General features: G+C 42.9%; 14 protein-coding genes. 9 read left to right on the forward strand and 5 right to left on the reverse strand.

What is annotated here, in order from left to right; genetic code table 11:
- Positions 1 to 53: 53 nt before the first annotated feature.
- The gene (locus tag ACUXV2_RS05090; RefSeq protein WP_446245966.1) at positions 54 to 1304 is read left to right on the forward strand and encodes a YeeE/YedE family protein; all 1251 of its coding nucleotides are present in this window, start codon (positions 54 to 56) and stop codon (positions 1302 to 1304) included.
- 43 nt (positions 1305 to 1347) lie between these two features.
- On the opposite strand, the gene ACUXV2_RS05095 is transcribed toward ACUXV2_RS05090, so the two are convergent.
- On the reverse strand, positions 1348 to 1905 hold the full coding sequence (locus ACUXV2_RS05095) for a helix-turn-helix domain-containing protein (RefSeq protein WP_446245967.1): 558 nt from the start codon (positions 1903 to 1905) through the stop codon (positions 1348 to 1350).
- Between the two features lie 104 nt (positions 1906 to 2009).
- Here ACUXV2_RS05095 and ACUXV2_RS05100 point away from each other — a divergent pair, with 104 nt between their 5' ends.
- The 3 genes from ACUXV2_RS05100 to ACUXV2_RS05110 all read left to right on the forward strand — a co-directional run bounded on the left by ACUXV2_RS05100 (position 2010) and on the right by ACUXV2_RS05110 (position 4801).
- The gene (locus ACUXV2_RS05100) at positions 2010 to 2735 is read left to right on the forward strand and encodes an AzlC family ABC transporter permease (RefSeq protein WP_446245968.1); all 726 of its coding nucleotides are present in this window, start codon (positions 2010 to 2012) and stop codon (positions 2733 to 2735) included.
- Positions 2728 to 3039: an AzlD domain-containing protein gene (locus ACUXV2_RS05105; protein ID WP_446245969.1), complete on the forward strand. Its 312-nt coding sequence runs from the start codon at positions 2728 to 2730 to the stop codon at positions 3037 to 3039. The genes ACUXV2_RS05100 and ACUXV2_RS05105 overlap by 8 nt, the downstream gene beginning before the upstream one ends.
- A 493-nt stretch (positions 3040 to 3532) precedes the next feature.
- Complete coding sequence (locus ACUXV2_RS05110; protein ID WP_446245970.1) at positions 3533 to 4801, forward strand: M48 family metallopeptidase; 1269 nt, start codon at positions 3533 to 3535, stop codon at positions 4799 to 4801.
- A 36-nt stretch (positions 4802 to 4837) separates the two neighbouring features.
- On the opposite strand, the gene ACUXV2_RS05115 is transcribed toward ACUXV2_RS05110, so the two are convergent.
- On the reverse strand, positions 4838 to 5500 hold the full coding sequence (locus ACUXV2_RS05115) for a DUF421 domain-containing protein (RefSeq protein WP_446245971.1): 663 nt from the start codon (positions 5498 to 5500) through the stop codon (positions 4838 to 4840).
- 116 nt (positions 5501 to 5616) lie between these two features.
- Complete coding sequence (locus ACUXV2_RS05120; RefSeq protein ID WP_446245972.1) at positions 5617 to 5853, reverse strand: IDEAL domain-containing protein; 237 nt, start codon at positions 5851 to 5853, stop codon at positions 5617 to 5619.
- 197 nt (positions 5854 to 6050) lie between these two features.
- Here ACUXV2_RS05120 and ACUXV2_RS05125 point away from each other — a divergent pair, with 197 nt between their 5' ends.
- Positions 6051 to 6584 carry a competence protein ComK gene (locus ACUXV2_RS05125; protein ID WP_446245973.1) on the forward strand — a complete coding sequence of 178 codons (534 nt, stop codon included), beginning with the start codon at positions 6051 to 6053 and terminating at the stop codon, positions 6582 to 6584.
- A 48-nt stretch (positions 6585 to 6632) separates the two neighbouring features.
- On the opposite strand, the gene ACUXV2_RS05130 is transcribed toward ACUXV2_RS05125, so the two are convergent.
- The gene (locus ACUXV2_RS05130; RefSeq protein ID WP_446245974.1) at positions 6633 to 7037 is read right to left on the reverse strand and encodes a hypothetical protein; all 405 of its coding nucleotides are present in this window, start codon (positions 7035 to 7037) and stop codon (positions 6633 to 6635) included.
- A gap of 210 nt (positions 7038 to 7247) precedes the next feature.
- Between ACUXV2_RS05130 and ACUXV2_RS05135 the strand changes: the two genes are divergently transcribed.
- From ACUXV2_RS05135 to ACUXV2_RS05150, 4 genes are all read left to right on the forward strand, one after another.
- Positions 7248 to 9215: a S9 family peptidase gene (locus tag ACUXV2_RS05135; protein WP_446245975.1), complete on the forward strand. Its 1968-nt coding sequence runs from the start codon at positions 7248 to 7250 to the stop codon at positions 9213 to 9215.
- A 269-nt stretch (positions 9216 to 9484) separates the two neighbouring features.
- Positions 9485 to 10126 carry a TVP38/TMEM64 family protein gene (locus ACUXV2_RS05140; RefSeq protein ID WP_446245976.1) on the forward strand — a complete coding sequence of 214 codons (642 nt, stop codon included), beginning with the start codon at positions 9485 to 9487 and terminating at the stop codon, positions 10124 to 10126.
- Complete coding sequence (lepB, locus tag ACUXV2_RS05145; RefSeq protein ID WP_446245977.1) at positions 10123 to 10683, forward strand: signal peptidase I; 561 nt, start codon at positions 10123 to 10125, stop codon at positions 10681 to 10683. Before ACUXV2_RS05140 ends, lepB begins: the two co-directional genes overlap by 4 nt.
- A 141-nt stretch (positions 10684 to 10824) precedes the next feature.
- On the forward strand, positions 10825 to 14037 hold the full coding sequence (locus tag ACUXV2_RS05150; protein WP_446245978.1) for a BTAD domain-containing putative transcriptional regulator: 3213 nt from the start codon (positions 10825 to 10827) through the stop codon (positions 14035 to 14037).
- Positions 14038 to 14082: 45 nt separating this feature from the next.
- On the opposite strand, the gene ACUXV2_RS05155 is transcribed toward ACUXV2_RS05150, so the two are convergent.
- On the reverse strand, positions 14083 to 15597 hold the full coding sequence (locus ACUXV2_RS05155; protein ID WP_446245979.1) for an HD domain-containing phosphohydrolase: 1515 nt from the start codon (positions 15595 to 15597) through the stop codon (positions 14083 to 14085).
- Between the last annotated feature and the right edge of the window lie 139 nt (positions 15598 to 15736).

A 15736-nucleotide genomic window follows, 5' to 3' on the forward strand; every position in this document is an offset into this window, starting at 1 on the left:
TACTATATTTAAATAAATTCCAACTAAATCAATAAGATTAAGGAGGATATAACATGGGAAGCTATGTTCAACCTATAGATGAAACAAAAGGACCCAAGAAAGGGAGTACTGAGTTGAACCCTCCCCAGATTTCTTTAGTGGCTGGGGGGACAGTGGTGGCAGCTATTCTTGCCATTTACCTGTTATTTACCCAGGAAATAGGTCAAACGGTTCTGCTTATTCTTGGACTGCTATTGGGATATACTCTGTTTCACGCAAGATTCGGCTTTACTTCCGCATTCCGGAGAGTGGTGTCAGTTGGGAATGGGCAGGCGCTCAGATCTCATATGCTGATGCTTGCTGTGGCGGTTACGCTGTTTGCGCCGATTCTCGCTACAGGTTACACATTCTTTGGCGGTGAAGCTGCCGGATATGTATCACCGGTCGGTGTGAGTCTGGTTGTCGGTGCATTCATGTTCGGGATTGGTATGCAGCTTGGCGGCGGTTGCGCGTCAGGTACTCTCTATGCCATCGGCGGAGGGCGTTCCGTGATGTTCATTACCCTGCTATTTTTTATTGTTGGAGCGACGGTAGGGGCGGCACATCTTCCGTTCTGGACAGAGGAATTGCCATCGTTTGAACCGATTTCACTTGCGACTTCGACACCGCTGGGGTATTTCGGCGCATGGGCCGTCTCCATCTTGCTGTTTGGCTTCATTGCCTGGATTACCTTAAGGATCGAAAAGAAGAAGAATCCGCCGAGAATGGCGGCTCTTCCAACGACGAAAGGGTGGAAACGAATCCTTCGAGGATCTTGGCCGCTTTTTGCAGCAGCGATTATTCTTGCTGTGTTGAATGCACTGACACTCATGACGAGAGGAAATCCTTGGGGGATCACTTCAGCATTTGCGCTTTGGGGTTCAAAAGCGGCAGCGATGTTCGGAGTGGATGTAGCGAGCTGGGGTTATTGGAGTGGAGCGAATGCGGAAGCACTGCAATCGTCGATTTTCGCTGATTCCACCACTGTCTTGAACTTTGGTGTGATTCTCGGGGCGTTCCTTGCATCAGCAGCAGGAGGACTGTTCCGATTCAATAAGATCACTGGTAAAAATGCAGCTGCATCCGTCATTGGAGGTCTGCTGATGGGATATGGTGCACGTTTGGCATTCGGCTGCAACATCGGTGCTTATTTTGGAGGGATCGCTTCATTCAGCCTTCATGGCTACATTTGGGGCTTACTGGCATTAGCCGGTACCTTCCTGGCTTTATATCTCAGACCTTTATTCGGCCTTTCAGTACCGAAACCGAAGGATACGTTCTGTTAACTGCAGATAAAAACTCCTGCCTGTTCAAACGGCAGGAGTTTTTTTATTCATTCCCATAGTAAATCATCATTTGGCATACAGCCTTGTCTTCGGAAGGATTCATATATTGATGACCTGAATCCGCAGCAAAACGGATTGAACTTCCTTCGTCTAATTCATAGGTTTCATCTGCTATCTTTAAGGATATCTTACCGGCAATCACACTGATATATTCCTCTACACCAGGGGGATGACCATCATTCTTGTAGGAGCAGCCGGGTTTCATCTCCACCCGGTAGCTTTCCCATTTCTTAAAAGGGTCGAAAGGGAAGATCGGGTAAACAATATAGTTCCCGTTATCTTCAAGTACAGGCTGTACTTCTTTATAGTGAGTGATCGATACCTGATGCTGCGGTTTTTCAATCAGTGAAGAGAAGGAGACCTTAAGGCCATTTGCAATCTTCCACAGGATGGCGACGGTGGGATTTGAATCACCCCGCTCAATCTGTCCGATCATAGCTTTGCTCACGCCGGTGGCCTCAGCCATCTGTTCAAGGCTCATTCCGCGTTCCCTGCGAATCTTTCTGATGTTCTCACCAATTTGTATCGGGAAATTTTCCATTCTCAAAACCTCTCTTGTATACTATAACGTCTGTATGTATAATATAATAAATTATCAAATTATTAAAATAGTTTATACCCTTCTATTATAAAGGATGTGAAGAGATGGAGGCACTGCTTTCAACAAAAAAAGTAAGTGATTTTCGTCATGGGCTCCAGGGTGGGATCAGTATCGCGATTGGCTATATGCCGGTAGCACTTACTTTTGGTTTATTGGCAAGAACCACAGGGCTGACTGTCACGGAAACGATTTTGATGAGTATGCTCGTATTCGCAGGAGCCGCTCAGTACATATCCCTAAGCTTGATAGCAGTGGGGACAGGGATTCTTGAAATCATTCTCACCACGTTCATCGTGAATATCCGTCATTTTTTAATGTCTGCTTCATTGAGTGAGAAGCTTGAAGAGGATGCGTTGTATAAAAAATTGACCTATGCTTTCGGGATAACGGATGAGACGTTTACCGTCATCAGTGTGAAGGACGGGAAAGTGAAGACCGGCTTTGCCTTTGGAGTCATCCTGATTTCGTATGGGAGCTGGGTGATCAACTCAGGAATCGGATATTTTATTGGAGAAATTCTTCCCCAGTTCCTGCAGGCAAGCATGACCATCGCCCTTTATGCCATGTTCGTTGGCCTTCTTGTCCCGTCAATGAAAAAGAGCATTAAGGTGGCCTTTCTTGCAGTGACGGCAGGAGCTTTAAACAGTGTCCTTCTGTTTACTACAAACTTATCAAATGGCTGGTCCATTGTACTGGCTACGCTTGTGTCTGCCATCATTGTCGAAGCAGTTGTCATGGTGAAACGGAAAGGGGGAGGAAGCGATGAATAGCATGGTAATATGGATGATCATCGGGATGGCAGTGGTCACTTACATCCCTCGGATGCTTCCTTTTCTTGTTTTTAAAGGGAAAGAACTTCCCCCGTTTCTGCAGGGGGTCCTGAAAAATGTCCCATTCGCTGTATTGGGGGCACTGATTTTTCCAAGTATATTATTGATTCAGGAAGGAAATCTTTTATTTGGGGTGGTGGGGACGGCTGCAGCATTCCTTATTGCTTTTCTGGGAGCGAATGTGATCGTGGTAGTCATCGGCGCCATTTCCATTTTATCTCTCTATTCGGTATTCTTAATGTAGTGGATGAAGTCACGTTTCCCCGTGGCTTTTTTATTTGGGTTGTCCGCCTCCGCTTTTCTAGTGTCGAGCTCCGGCGGCTAGAGGCTCGAGACATAAGTCATGCCATCCAATAAGGCAAAGAGCGCCTTTATGGCTGCCCTGTCTTATGCTTGTCGCCTCTGACAGAGCCGCCTTCGCTTTTCTATTGTCCAGCTCCGGGGCTTAGAGGCATATGTCATAAGCCAAACCGGCCAAGAAGGCAAAGAACGCCTTCATGTCCGGTTCGTCTTATGCCACCCGCCTCTGACCAAAGCCCCTCCGCTTTTCTAATGTCCAGCTCCGGCGGCTAGCCCCTCGAGGTCATAAGCTAAATGGTCCAAAAAGGCAAAGAGCGCCTTTATGGCCCATTCATCTTATGCTTGTCGGGGCTAATCGAGCCGCCTCCGCTTTTCTTGTTCTATTTAAAAGGACAAGGTATTACATATAGTAAGAGAGAAGGAAGGGAGGAAGTAATTTGGTAAGGAAGTGGGCTTTCCGGGCGGTATTGGGTTATTTGCTGCTTGGATTATTTTTATATGTGTATTTGTTTTTTCTGGCTGACTCCTCGTTACCCGACAGCTTTAAAGGGAGCAGTGCAGATCCTGCTACGTTCATGAATGCAAGAGAGATCATGCTGAGTGAGGAATTTTCGAAGATCAAGAATCTCTTGTTCTTTCTGTCGACGCCTTATGAATGGTTGTTTTATTTTTTGATTCTCATTTTTGGAATATCAAGAGGTTTTGAAAAGTGGGCGAGAGGTACGGCCAAGAATCGCTTTCTTCAAACGGCTGTTTACCTGTTCTGGTTATCTCTTGCTTCATTCATTGCCATTTTTCCTTTGCAGTTCATTTCATATAAGATTTCAAGGACGTACAATATCTCTACACAGAATTTTTCCATGTGGATGAAGGATGAATTGACGGATTTTTGGGTGAATTACCTGATCATGTTCATTATTGTCTCTGTTCTGTATGGTCTGATGAAGAAGTTCAAGAATAGATGGTGGCTGGCAGCATGGGCGTTGTCCGTGCCGTTCACGATTTTCATGATGTTCATCCAGCCCGTGGTGATCGATCCTTTGTATAATGATTTCTATCCGCTGAAGGATAAGGCGCTTGAGGAAAAGATCCTGACTATGGCTGAAAAAGCAGAAATCCCGGCTGACCATGTGTTCGAGGTCAATATGTCGGAAAAGACGAATTCCCTTAATGCGTATGTCAATGGTGTGGGCTCGAATTCCCGGATCGTTCTTTGGGATACGACACTGAAGCAACTGACAGATAAAGAAATTCTCTTTGTCATGGCCCATGAAATGGCTCATTATGTTGAAAAACATATCTATATCGGAATTGCGATTTATTTACTGCTTTCGTTTTTTGGATTATTTTTGGCAAGCAAGCTGATGAGGGGAATTGTTGCGAATTATAAGGATGAGGTCAAGGTGTCGAGTGTATCCAGTCTCAGTTCATTGCCTTTATTCCTCCTGATTACGTCCATGCTGATGTTTACGGTCAGTCCATTTTCAAATTGGATTTCCCGTTATCAGGAAACACGTGCAGACCGGTACGCGATTGAAATGACCGAAGATAAGCAGGCAGCGATCACTTCTTTCCAGAAGCTCTCGAAAGTCGGTCTCTCTCAGGTGAATCCACCTATATTGGTGAAGATTTTCCGATACGGGCATCCAACGATGATGGAACGTTTGAGTATGCTTGAGCAATATGAAAAAGAGGAAAAGGAATAACGAAAAAGGAAAAAAGGAAAAAGCCTGGTCATCCGACTAGGCTTTTTCCCTTTTACTGATGATAAGGTTTTTCTTCTTTTCCGTCATATAGGCAAAGATGACTTCTTTTGGGTGGACGCCTTGATTTGATAATTGAGCAAGCAGCCAATCCCTGTTTTTGCCTAGGAGGTGCAAGTTTCGCTTTTGAATCTTTCCATCGACAATAACAGAAATCGGGAGTCCTTCATCATCGATCTTTAAATCTAAATGCTGAACCGTTACCGGTGTGTTTTCCACTTTAGGGATGACACTTACTTCTCCGATTGGTTCAAGCATGGCATAATCCACATCAGAGATTTTTGGGTAGCCATTCGCTCTCAGGATGGATGTCAGCTGGATAAGGGAGATCTTTGATTTTTCAAGATTATCTTCCAGGATTTCGCCATTTTTGATTAACAGCGTCGGCTCACCCAGGAAGAATTTGTTCCCCCATTGACTCAATGTGAGGTATGAGAATAAAACATGAAGCCCTACCAGTATCACAAGCGCCGTGATGGTTGGCCAGAAATCTGTACTGATGAGTGGTTCCGAAGCAATCGTCCCTACAATGATGATGGCCACAAGATCGTAAGGTGTCATTTGGACAATGGTTGATTTCCCCATGAGACGCATTGCCGCAATCGTAATTAAATAAAGGACAAGTACCTTGATGAATATCATGTAGTTCGCTCCATATAGTGTGATTTGCGATTAGCTTTCACCATTAGGAACGAAGTCATTCTTTGGGACGGAACAAAAAGGAAGGCTGGCCCGTTCCCAGGGCCAGCCTTTCATTATTATCCATAACAAATATTGATTTCCTTCAATTCTTCTGTAAGTTTCATAAATAACGATTCATCTTTATGATCCAGGGCCGCATCAATGTCTTTTAACAGTTTCGTCTTTTGGGTTTTCAGTATGCTTTCGTATAGAAGCATATCAATGTAAATCTCCATCACGCTTCTTTCAGCGTTTCGTTTCCGGGTCATCGCAGAAGCTTTCATCATTTCGGTATAGGACTTTTTATTTTCCAATACGATCACCTCTGAATTCTTTTTATTAGTATATGGAAGGAGAACCAAAAATTCAACCAAAAAATTAAATATTCTGATAATTTTTATAATGGAAATAAGTGCCGTGTAAATAATTTCAGAATTTTTCAATTATAATGGAGACACCTGGTGGTATTTGTGGTATTATTTTGGAGAAATATGTAAAAGGAGGAGAAAATATGAAGGGGAAATCTCGAATTTTGGAAGAATATGAAGTGAATCCTCATACATTGATGTTAAAGCCCATTGAATATGGTGCTAAGACATTTACAGAAATCATTGAGATGGAGGATGTCATTCTTTCTCCGTTCAAACCAATGGACATCCTGAAGAAAAGCTGTGAATTCTTTGGTTCTTCATATCAAGGAAGAAAGGATGGGACGAAAGAGCTGATTGGTATTTCATATAAGGCCCCAATCATGTTAAACCCCCAAATGTCGATGTTTTTATTTCCGACTGCTTCTCCTGTGAAAAGTGAGTGTATGTGGATCTCCCATTCCCATGTAACGAGTTATTCTGCTGCCGAGAACGGTCAAACCTCAGTGACCTTTCAAAATCGGGAATCTCATCTCGTTCCCATTTCATACAGTTCGTTTGAAAATCAGATGCTCCGTACGTCAAACCTTCGAATCGCCTATTCCCAGCGGGTTTCAGAGATGGAAAGCAAGTATACCATGAAATCATTTTATCTTAAGAACAAAACAAATGCGTGAGAAGCCTTGTATCACGCTTTTTTACTTTGGGAAAGCTGATGGAACACATCAGGCCTGGCGGGGACGGTCCGGGCTCTCCGCAGCGGATTTGGTTTCAAGGAACCGGCGAAATAGATAATGGCGCATTAAGTCTTCGACCCTGTTTCTGAGCCGGGGGTTAAAATAATTGTGATGTTCCTCGTATCCCTTATACAAAAACATATACATCGTGAATGCATCGTCTGATTGAATCCTTTCTACTTTCATCTTATTCGTCCTCATATACTTTTTTACATATGCCAGTTCGCCCTGGATGACTTTCATGGTTTCCTCAATCAACTCTGAATAAGGACGCTTGAGTTTAAATGGGCTTTTGTCTACAATTTGTAAGTCTCGATTTAATATTGTCAGTACCATAGGCAGGTAAATGGCCTGTTCTAAAATGTTTCGGTCATTCTCTGGGATTCGTGTCATATGAAAAGACCCCTTTTCATTCAGTTATCGAACTTATGTTCGTATTTCTATTTTAAGGTGAAATGACTGGACTTTCAATAGCGAAAAATGGAGAATTGGGTATTTGTTGTTAGTATGAAGGGGAGGGATCATTCCTATCCATTAAAGGAATTAAACTTCTGCCGTCGAATTTACAATTTAGGACAAAATGAAAAGGGAGTAATTTTTATCATGGAAGCCAATGGAATCGAAATAAAAGATCTTTATCATATAAAAGCACTTTCCGATCCGCGGATTTCACCGGATGGCGAAGTGGCGGTCTTTGTACAGACGGTCATGGATGAAGAGAAGAATGATTATCTGTCACATTTATTCTGTCTTGATCTGGCGGCCGGCCATAGGACCCAATGGACATTCGGGGAGGGGAAAGTTTCTTCGCCAAGGTGGTCTCCGAACGGAAGGCAGATTGCATTTTTATCGAATCGAACTGGAAATACACAGCTTTATGTGATGAACCGATATGGCGGGGAAGCAGAACAATTGACAGAAACCCAAAGAGGGATATCAAATCCTGTCTGGTCGCCATGCGGAAAGAAAATAGTGTGTGTGATCCGCTTGGAAAAAGGGGAAGGGTTCCAGGACACAGAGAAAGTAGAAGAGAAAATTAAGCCATATGCTGTTTCAACGATGAAATATAAATCTGATGACCGGGGGCTCCATGATGATCGATATGCTCAATTAGTGATGATCGACATTGAGTCCAAAGAGATGAAAAGGCTGACGGATGATAAGCACGATTACGCGCTCCATGACTGGAACGGAAACTACATAGCTTATTCTGCAGATTTAGAAGAGGATAAAGATTTTTCTTTTGCATCATGCCTGTATTTGCTGGATATAGAAAAAATGGAATCGCACAGAGTGACAGAAGAGCAAGGGTACTATGGGGGAGCAAGTTTTTCGCATGACGGGAGACACCTCGCCTATATAGGCAATAATCGTGAATTCGAGAATGCCACTCAAAATAAAGTTTATTTATACAACATGGAATCCGGCTTTACACTGCCGCTTACTGAAGCGATGGATATCCCGGCGGGGGACTATCTCAACAGTGACAGTATACAAGGGGATTCAGAGACGGGGATTGTCTGGTCAAAGGATAACGAAAGCCTGTATTTCATCGCTTCCGATCGCGGAAATACGATCCTTTATTATGCGCATATAGAGGGAGCGATTTATCCAGCACTGTTTGAGGAAGAGCAGCATATCTATGGATTTGACTTTCACTCGGAAGAACAAAAGGCGGTGCTCGCCATGAGCAAGCCCGAAGAACCCGGTGAGCTCTATACGCTCCATGTCCCGACAGGACTGATAAAGAAAAAGACGGATGAGAACAGCGGATGGTTGAACAGCCGGAAGCGTTCATCGCCTGAGATGATCATGTTTGGCGGGGGAGATGGAATACCCGTTCAAGGGTGGATCATGAAGCCCGTAAACTTCGAGAAAGGGAAGAAATATCCTCTGATCGTAGAAATTCATGGAGGACCCCATACGTTGTATGGCAATACCTTCTTTCATGAACTGCAGCTGCTCGCGGGTAAGGGATATGGCGTATTATATGTAAACCCGCGGGGGAGTCATGGGTATGGACAGGAATTTGCAGATGCAGTACGCGGTGATTATGGGGGCGGAGACTACAGGGATATCATGGCAGCAGTTGATTATGTCCTGGAGGAGTATGAATGGATTGATGAATCACGGCTTGGTGTGACCGGGGGGAGTTATGGTGGATTCATGACCAACTGGATCATCGGCCACTGTGACAGATTTAAAGCGGCTGTCGCCCAGAGGTCAATCAGTAATTGGATCAGTTTCTATGGAGTGAGTGATATCGGGTATTACTTCTCTGAATGGCAAATGAAGTGCGAGCTGCATGATATAGAAACGTTATGGAAGCATTCACCTTTAGCATATGTGAAGAATATCAACACGCCTCTCTTGATCCTGCACAGCGAAAAGGATTACCGCTGTCCGGTTGAACAGGCTGAACAATTGTATATCGCATTGAAAAGGGATGGAAAACAGGCAAGATTTGTCCGGTTCCCGGAATCGAATCACAATCTATCCCGAAGCGGTATCCCTTCCTTGCGGGAAGCAAGACTACAGGAAATCATCGATTGGTTTGAAGAATATCTATAAGTTCCCTGCCGCCATTTCGAATTCGATATGGCGGTTTTAACCATTTATTGCTGATATTTAAGTGAAGTTGACGTTTGATCGACCATCCGATGACCGATACAAAATAGATGAAACAATATTATTAGATTGCCTGTTTAAATTTCCTTTCTTTAGGAAAAGGTTTAAATACAAGAGTATGGAAATATGAAAGTGGTATGATATGATAAAGTGAGCAATAACGCGAACACGAATGAGATTTGTTCATCGTCGTATAAGGGGAAACATATACTATGGATATTAATTCAATTAAAGAGTGGTTTACCCTCGAAAATATAATGGAAATCATTCAGCAGTATAGAGCCCTGGGGCCTTTTGCAGGAATTCTGCTGCCGATGCTGGAGGCCTTCCTTCCCTTCCTGCCATTAGTTGTATTTGTAATGGCGAATGCCAATGCTTTTGGTTTATGGTTTGGGTTTCTTTTTTCCTGGATAGGGGCAGCTGCCGGAGCATTGCTTGTTTTTTTACTTGTAAGGAAATATGGGGATGCAAGGGTGTTTCGCTTTTTGCGAAATAATCGTCAAGTGAACAGGCTGACCAGATGGGTAGACAAGCACGGATTTGGACCATTATTTCTGCTTTTATGCTTCCCATTTACGCCGTCAGCCCTTGTAAACGTCGTGGCAGGCTTATCAAGCATCAGCATTGCTCAATACATGCTTGCTGTTTTAACTGGAAAAATGGTGATGATTTTTACCATAAGCTTCATTGGATATGATATTATATCATTAGTGCAAAAGCCTATACGTACCGTTATAGTAGGTGTAATCATCTTTGTGTTGTGGTTAGTTGGAAAACAAATCGAAATACGTTTAAATAAAAAGCTGGAAATCGATCAGAGGATTGAACGGAAAAAGCAGGAGGAATCGAATTGAGAGAAGAGGTAAAAAGAGAAGGTCTTGAATGGATCAAAGCTCTGGGTATTGGGTTAATCATTTTCATTGTCATTCGAACTTTTCTTTTCTCAAATTATGTAGTAGAAGGCGAGTCGATGATGCCGACTTTGGAAGATGGCAATAAGCTTGTCGTAAATAAAATCGGATACCAATTGGGAGAATTGAATCGGTTTGATGTAGTGGTCTTCCATGCAAACGAAAACGAGGACTACGTGAAAAGGATCATTGGACTGCCGGGAGATAAGGTAGAGTATAAAGACGATAAACTTTACGTCAATGGAGAATATTATCCGGAGCCATATTTGGATAAATTCAAACAGGAATACATCGGCAATAAGCTGACGGGTGACTTTACGATTGAAGAAATCACTGGGGAACAGACCGTACCCGAGGGGAAAGTATTTGTTCTCGGCGACAACCGCAGGGGAAGCATGGACAGCAGATATTTCGGGTTTATAGAACAGGAGCAAGTTGTCGGTAAAGTGGATCTCAGATATTGGCCATTGAGTGAATGGGATATGCAATTCAAGAACTGATGCAGGGGAAGAATTTTGTTCAGAGTAAAGAACGAAATTCTTTTTTTTTTGTCTTTTTTTATTAAGTAGGACCCTGACGCCATAGACTACTATAAATATGATAAAATAGTAAGAAAATTCGTTCGTTTTGAGGGTGATAGTGTGGCAGCAGAAATTCCTATTATTGAAACGAAATTTGTTCCGCCTGTTGTCAAAGAGACATACATAAGACGACCTGGGTTAATGAAGAAAATGAGAACGATTACAGATTATAAACTGCTCATTGTTCATTCAGGTGCAGGTTATGGGAAAAGTACAGCCATCAGTCAATTTTTACAAGACGAAAGCCTTGACTATTGCTGGTATTCCATAACGGCCAATGACGACGGGATCGTTCCTTTTATCACAAATGTCTTATACAGCATACAGAAGAAGGTTCCTCAATTTGGCAGGGAGTTGAAGGAGGCACTCGCTTCAATCGGCCAGTATATCAAAGAAGAAGATTTATATAAGTTAAGTGCTGTCTTTATTAATGAGTGCATGAAAATCCCACACCCTTTGACCATCATACTTGATGACTACCATCTGATCGATCATTCCTTTCTTATTAATCAGTGGATGGAAAAAGTGGTGGAACACCTTCCGAATCATATACACTTCTTTCTCTCGACCAGGACCAAACCTTCATGGGCTTCTTTCATTCAGCTGAAAATCTCCCGGCAGCTGCTGGAAATAACAGAAGCCGATCTATGCCTGACTGACGACGAAGTAGAAATACTTCTAACTGACTTCTATGATACTGTGATTCCTGAAGCGCAGATCCAAGCCATCTGTAAATTGACTGAAGGCTGGGTGATCGCAGTCAGCATGATTCACTCACAGCTGCAGGAGAATCCAGACATCTTAATGGTGGATAAGCAGTATTCTTCATTAACGGAACTTTTTCAATATTTGGCCCATGAGGTCTTTTCAAAGCAATCCCCCATTGTTCAGCAATTCTTGAAGCAAATCTCCATTCTTCAGGAAATCAATGGTGAAACATGTGAAGCGATTTTTGATGTGCCCGGATCACACCAGATGCTAAAACAGCTTTCAGAGAAAAATGCTCTTCTGCAGGAGATGGAAGGAGCCACTTATTATCGTTTGCACGCCTTGTTCCAAACGTTCCTGGAAAGGAAACTGGCAGAGGATAATGCACAGCTGTACAATGAGCTGCAACTGAAATGTGCTTTTTATTTTGAGAGAAATGGACAGTGGGAGAAAGCAGTGCTGCATTATTTCAAAATGGGAAACTTGGATGCTGTTGCTTCCATATTATCGAGGGAATCGGAAGGCATGATCAAGAGAGGGCACCTGGAGACGCTTGGGGACTATCTCCGTCAGCTGCCTCATGAAATAAAAGACCGCTATTATTCCCTTTGGGTATATCAAGGGGAGTTCTTCCGCTATCGCTCTTTCTATGAAAAAGCGGAAAAAGCGTACACAACAGGAATTCAAAAGGCGATTGAAAAAGAAGATGCATTAATCCTCAGCAGAGCGTATGAAGGGATAGGAAGAATTTATCTTGATACCATACAGCCCGGTAAAGCCCAGCGCTATTTGTTGAGGGCGATTGAATCGTTAGGGAATGAACATGATCATTTCCTCCAGGAAAAAAACCAGCTTTACTATTTAATCTCAGAAAACCTGGTCAATTCAGGAAAAGCGGTCCAGGCGAAAATGTGGTACGAGAAAGGGAAGGAAAATGGGGTCATGATGGAAGAAGGAAATCTTGGCGCAAGGATGCTTCTCCGTACAGGGAAGCTTCAGGAAGCGAAGGCACTTCTCCTCGACAAAGAACATCATGACGGGCTTCCTCAGTCTCACCGGGAAAAGGAGTTACTGCTCTCATTGATTGAATCCTTCATGGGGAATGGGAGTGAAGCAAAAGTACTAGCTCAACAGGGGATCAGCCAGGGCATTAAATCGAAATCACCATTTGTGGAAGCGTGCGGATGGATACGGATTGGGCATGCAGTCCAATTATTAAATGAATATGATTGCGAGCTTGCGAAAAACTGTTATGAGACCTCGCTGGAATTGATGAGTCAAATCAATATTTCAAGGGGGAAAGCAGAACCATTCATGGGTTTATCGATCATGTACAGCAGAAGGGGTGACTATCAAAAGGCAAAAGAGTATGCGGAGGAAGCACTGCATGAAACAGAGAAAGTGGAAGATGCCTGGCTTTCATCATTAATCCTCCTGAGTGCTGGGATAAATGATTATTATCGCGGAGAGGAAGACGAAGCTTTTAAACTGTTCACCAGGGCAGGCAGACAATTTGATGCATGCGGGGACGGTTATGGAAAAATGCTTACAAATCTGTGGAAAAGCGCAGTTGCCTACAAACGGGAGAACGATGAGGAATTTCAAGAATATATGACGGCTTGTCTGAATGATGTACAGATAGGGAATTATGAGTTTGTTTTCTCTAAACAGACGACTTTCGGCCCAAAAGATTTACAGAGCATCATCCCTTTATTAGTGAAGGCCAATAAGGAAGGAATTCATTCTTCTTATTGCCTGGAACTCTTAACGAAGATGGGGTATGAATCACTTTCTTCCCACCCGGGATATACTCTCAAAGTCCATACGCTGGGCAGCTTTGAAATATGGCTCGGAGACGAGAGAGTAACCGAAAAACAATGGCAAAGAGAAAAAGCCAAGGAGTTATTTCAATACTTCCTCATTCAAAGGAATCACATTAGGCGGAAAGAAGAAATCATAGAAGAATTGTGGCCGGAAGGGGGCGGCTCTGACCGGGACTTTAAGGTGGCGCTGAACACATTGAATAATGTGCTGGAACCAAACCGTCCGGCAAGAGGAAAGGCATTCTTCATCAGCAGGGTACAGGATGGATACAAGCTGAATGGGCAGGCAGGCATCGAGTATGACAATGACCAATTCACAAGCTGGATATCACAGGGCTTAAAGGAGCGGGATGCTGACAAATCAATTCAATATCTTGATAAGGGGATGCTTTACTACAAAGGGAGCTTCCTTCCTGATCGAAAAGGCACTTGGTGGACAGAGAAAGAAAGAGAAAGACTGAAGCACCTCTACTTGAGGGGACTGGAGAAAAGGGCACAGCTGGCGGTAAGAAAAGAAACCTATGAGGATGCCATCGATTGCTGCCTGATCATCATCGAACATGATCCGCTCTGGGAGGAAGCGTATCGTATCCTGATGTATTGTTACTATCAGAAAAATAACCGTCCCCAGGCAGTGAAATGGTATCAGAGGTGCAAGGAATTATTGGACAGCGAACTGGGTGTTGCCCCCATGGAGGCAACCAAAAGAATGTATGAGATGGTGATCGGAGTGAGTGGATAGAGAAAACAGGTCCAGTGTGTGGACCTGTTTTTATTGTAGGAAAAATTAAATGGCCTTTTCTTTTCGACTATCTGATTCGGAATGTCGCATGGCTCTGAAAAACGCATCTACAAAAACCGGATCCCATTGAGTGCCTTTCCCTTCTTCGAGGATATCAAAAGCCTTGCTGTGGGGCATGCCCTTTCGATACGGACGGTCTGAGGTCATGGCATCAAATGCATCTGCTACAGCCATTAACCGCCCAAATACAGGTATTCCTTCTCCTTTTAATTTATCAGGGTACCCTAAGCCGTCGAATCGTTCATGATGATGCTTGATTCCTGGCAGGATAGGAAGAAGTTCAGGAGTCAACCGGACACTTTCCACAATCTCCGACCCGATCACTGGATGTTTCTTGATTTGTTCAAATTCCATATCGGTGAGTTTTCCTTCTTTCAAAAGAATATGGTCCCGGATCCCTATTTTGCCAATGTCATGCAAGAGTGCAGATTTTCTTAATAGGTCAATTTCAGGTGAAGACCAGCTGCATTCTGCAGCGATCAATACAGAATATTCAGCCACACGTTTAGAATGGCCAGCTGTGTATGGATCCCTTGCATCAAGGGTTCCGGCGATTACAGCGAAGAATTGATCTAAAAGCTGCTGATTTTTTTGATCACGAAGATCGATTGCCTCGACCATGTGATTGAAGCCGGAAAACAAGTAAGAAAACTCATCGGTGTATGTATTTAATAGTGGTGCGAATTTTCCTCTCTCGACTTCTTCAAAACGATTCATAAGATCCCTAACAGGTTCGTCAATACTTTTGAACAGAAGAAGGGCACCGTAAAATGCAAGCAAAGTAATGATGAGAATCAGGAACCCAGCCCATTTCCAATAATCTGTCAGTATATCAGATTGAGAAATTGATAACTTGATTTGTGAAGCAAGTGTAAAAAGTAAAATAGGAAATAAAGCAAGAAAGAGTGAACCAGCAAGCAGTTTCTTTTTTAAACTTACAAAAACTTGCGAATTTATTGATGGGTCTTTTCCTGTCAGCAAGATACTTTTTTGAATGATATCCTTTTGAAGAGGATGACAAGCTTTAAAGGTCAAGTTATATTCTATCAGACTATGAAGTGCAGCGACTAAGAAGGCCCCACACCACGCATAAATGATATATTTATTTGGAATCGATAGCCAACTAAAGCGGATAAAGATAAGTGTCAGCAAAGAAGCCGGGATGGCTAATCCTAAAAAATGCGGGATCATGATTCTTTTGACCGTCAACAAAGGAAATATTTCTGCTTGTCTATACGCTTTTATTAATCCTCTCGAATCATACCCTTCATTCCTGTATACATTTTTGATTGGCCCGACATGCTTCCGGTAAACATAAAATTCACATGAGAACATGATAAAGATCGATAGCAAAATCACCATTGCCATAGCGGTTGATTCAGAGTCTTTCATAGGAATGGTTTGAAATATAAAGACAGACCCTACCCCGAAAACGGCTATAAAACTGCCCAACAAGTAACTGAAAATCATTTTTCTTTGAAATTGGGAAAATACGTCCAAGGATAAATCCTCCAATTTTACTGATATGTAGGTTTATTATATAGGAAAAAAGACTTCTATGAAATGATGGTCAACAGAAAAAATATATACCCTTCCAACTCTTCATTTGGAATTTTGTTTTTCATTTATAAGTAAGAAA

The sequence above is a fragment of the Rossellomorea sp. NS-SX7 genome (assembly GCF_052828565.1).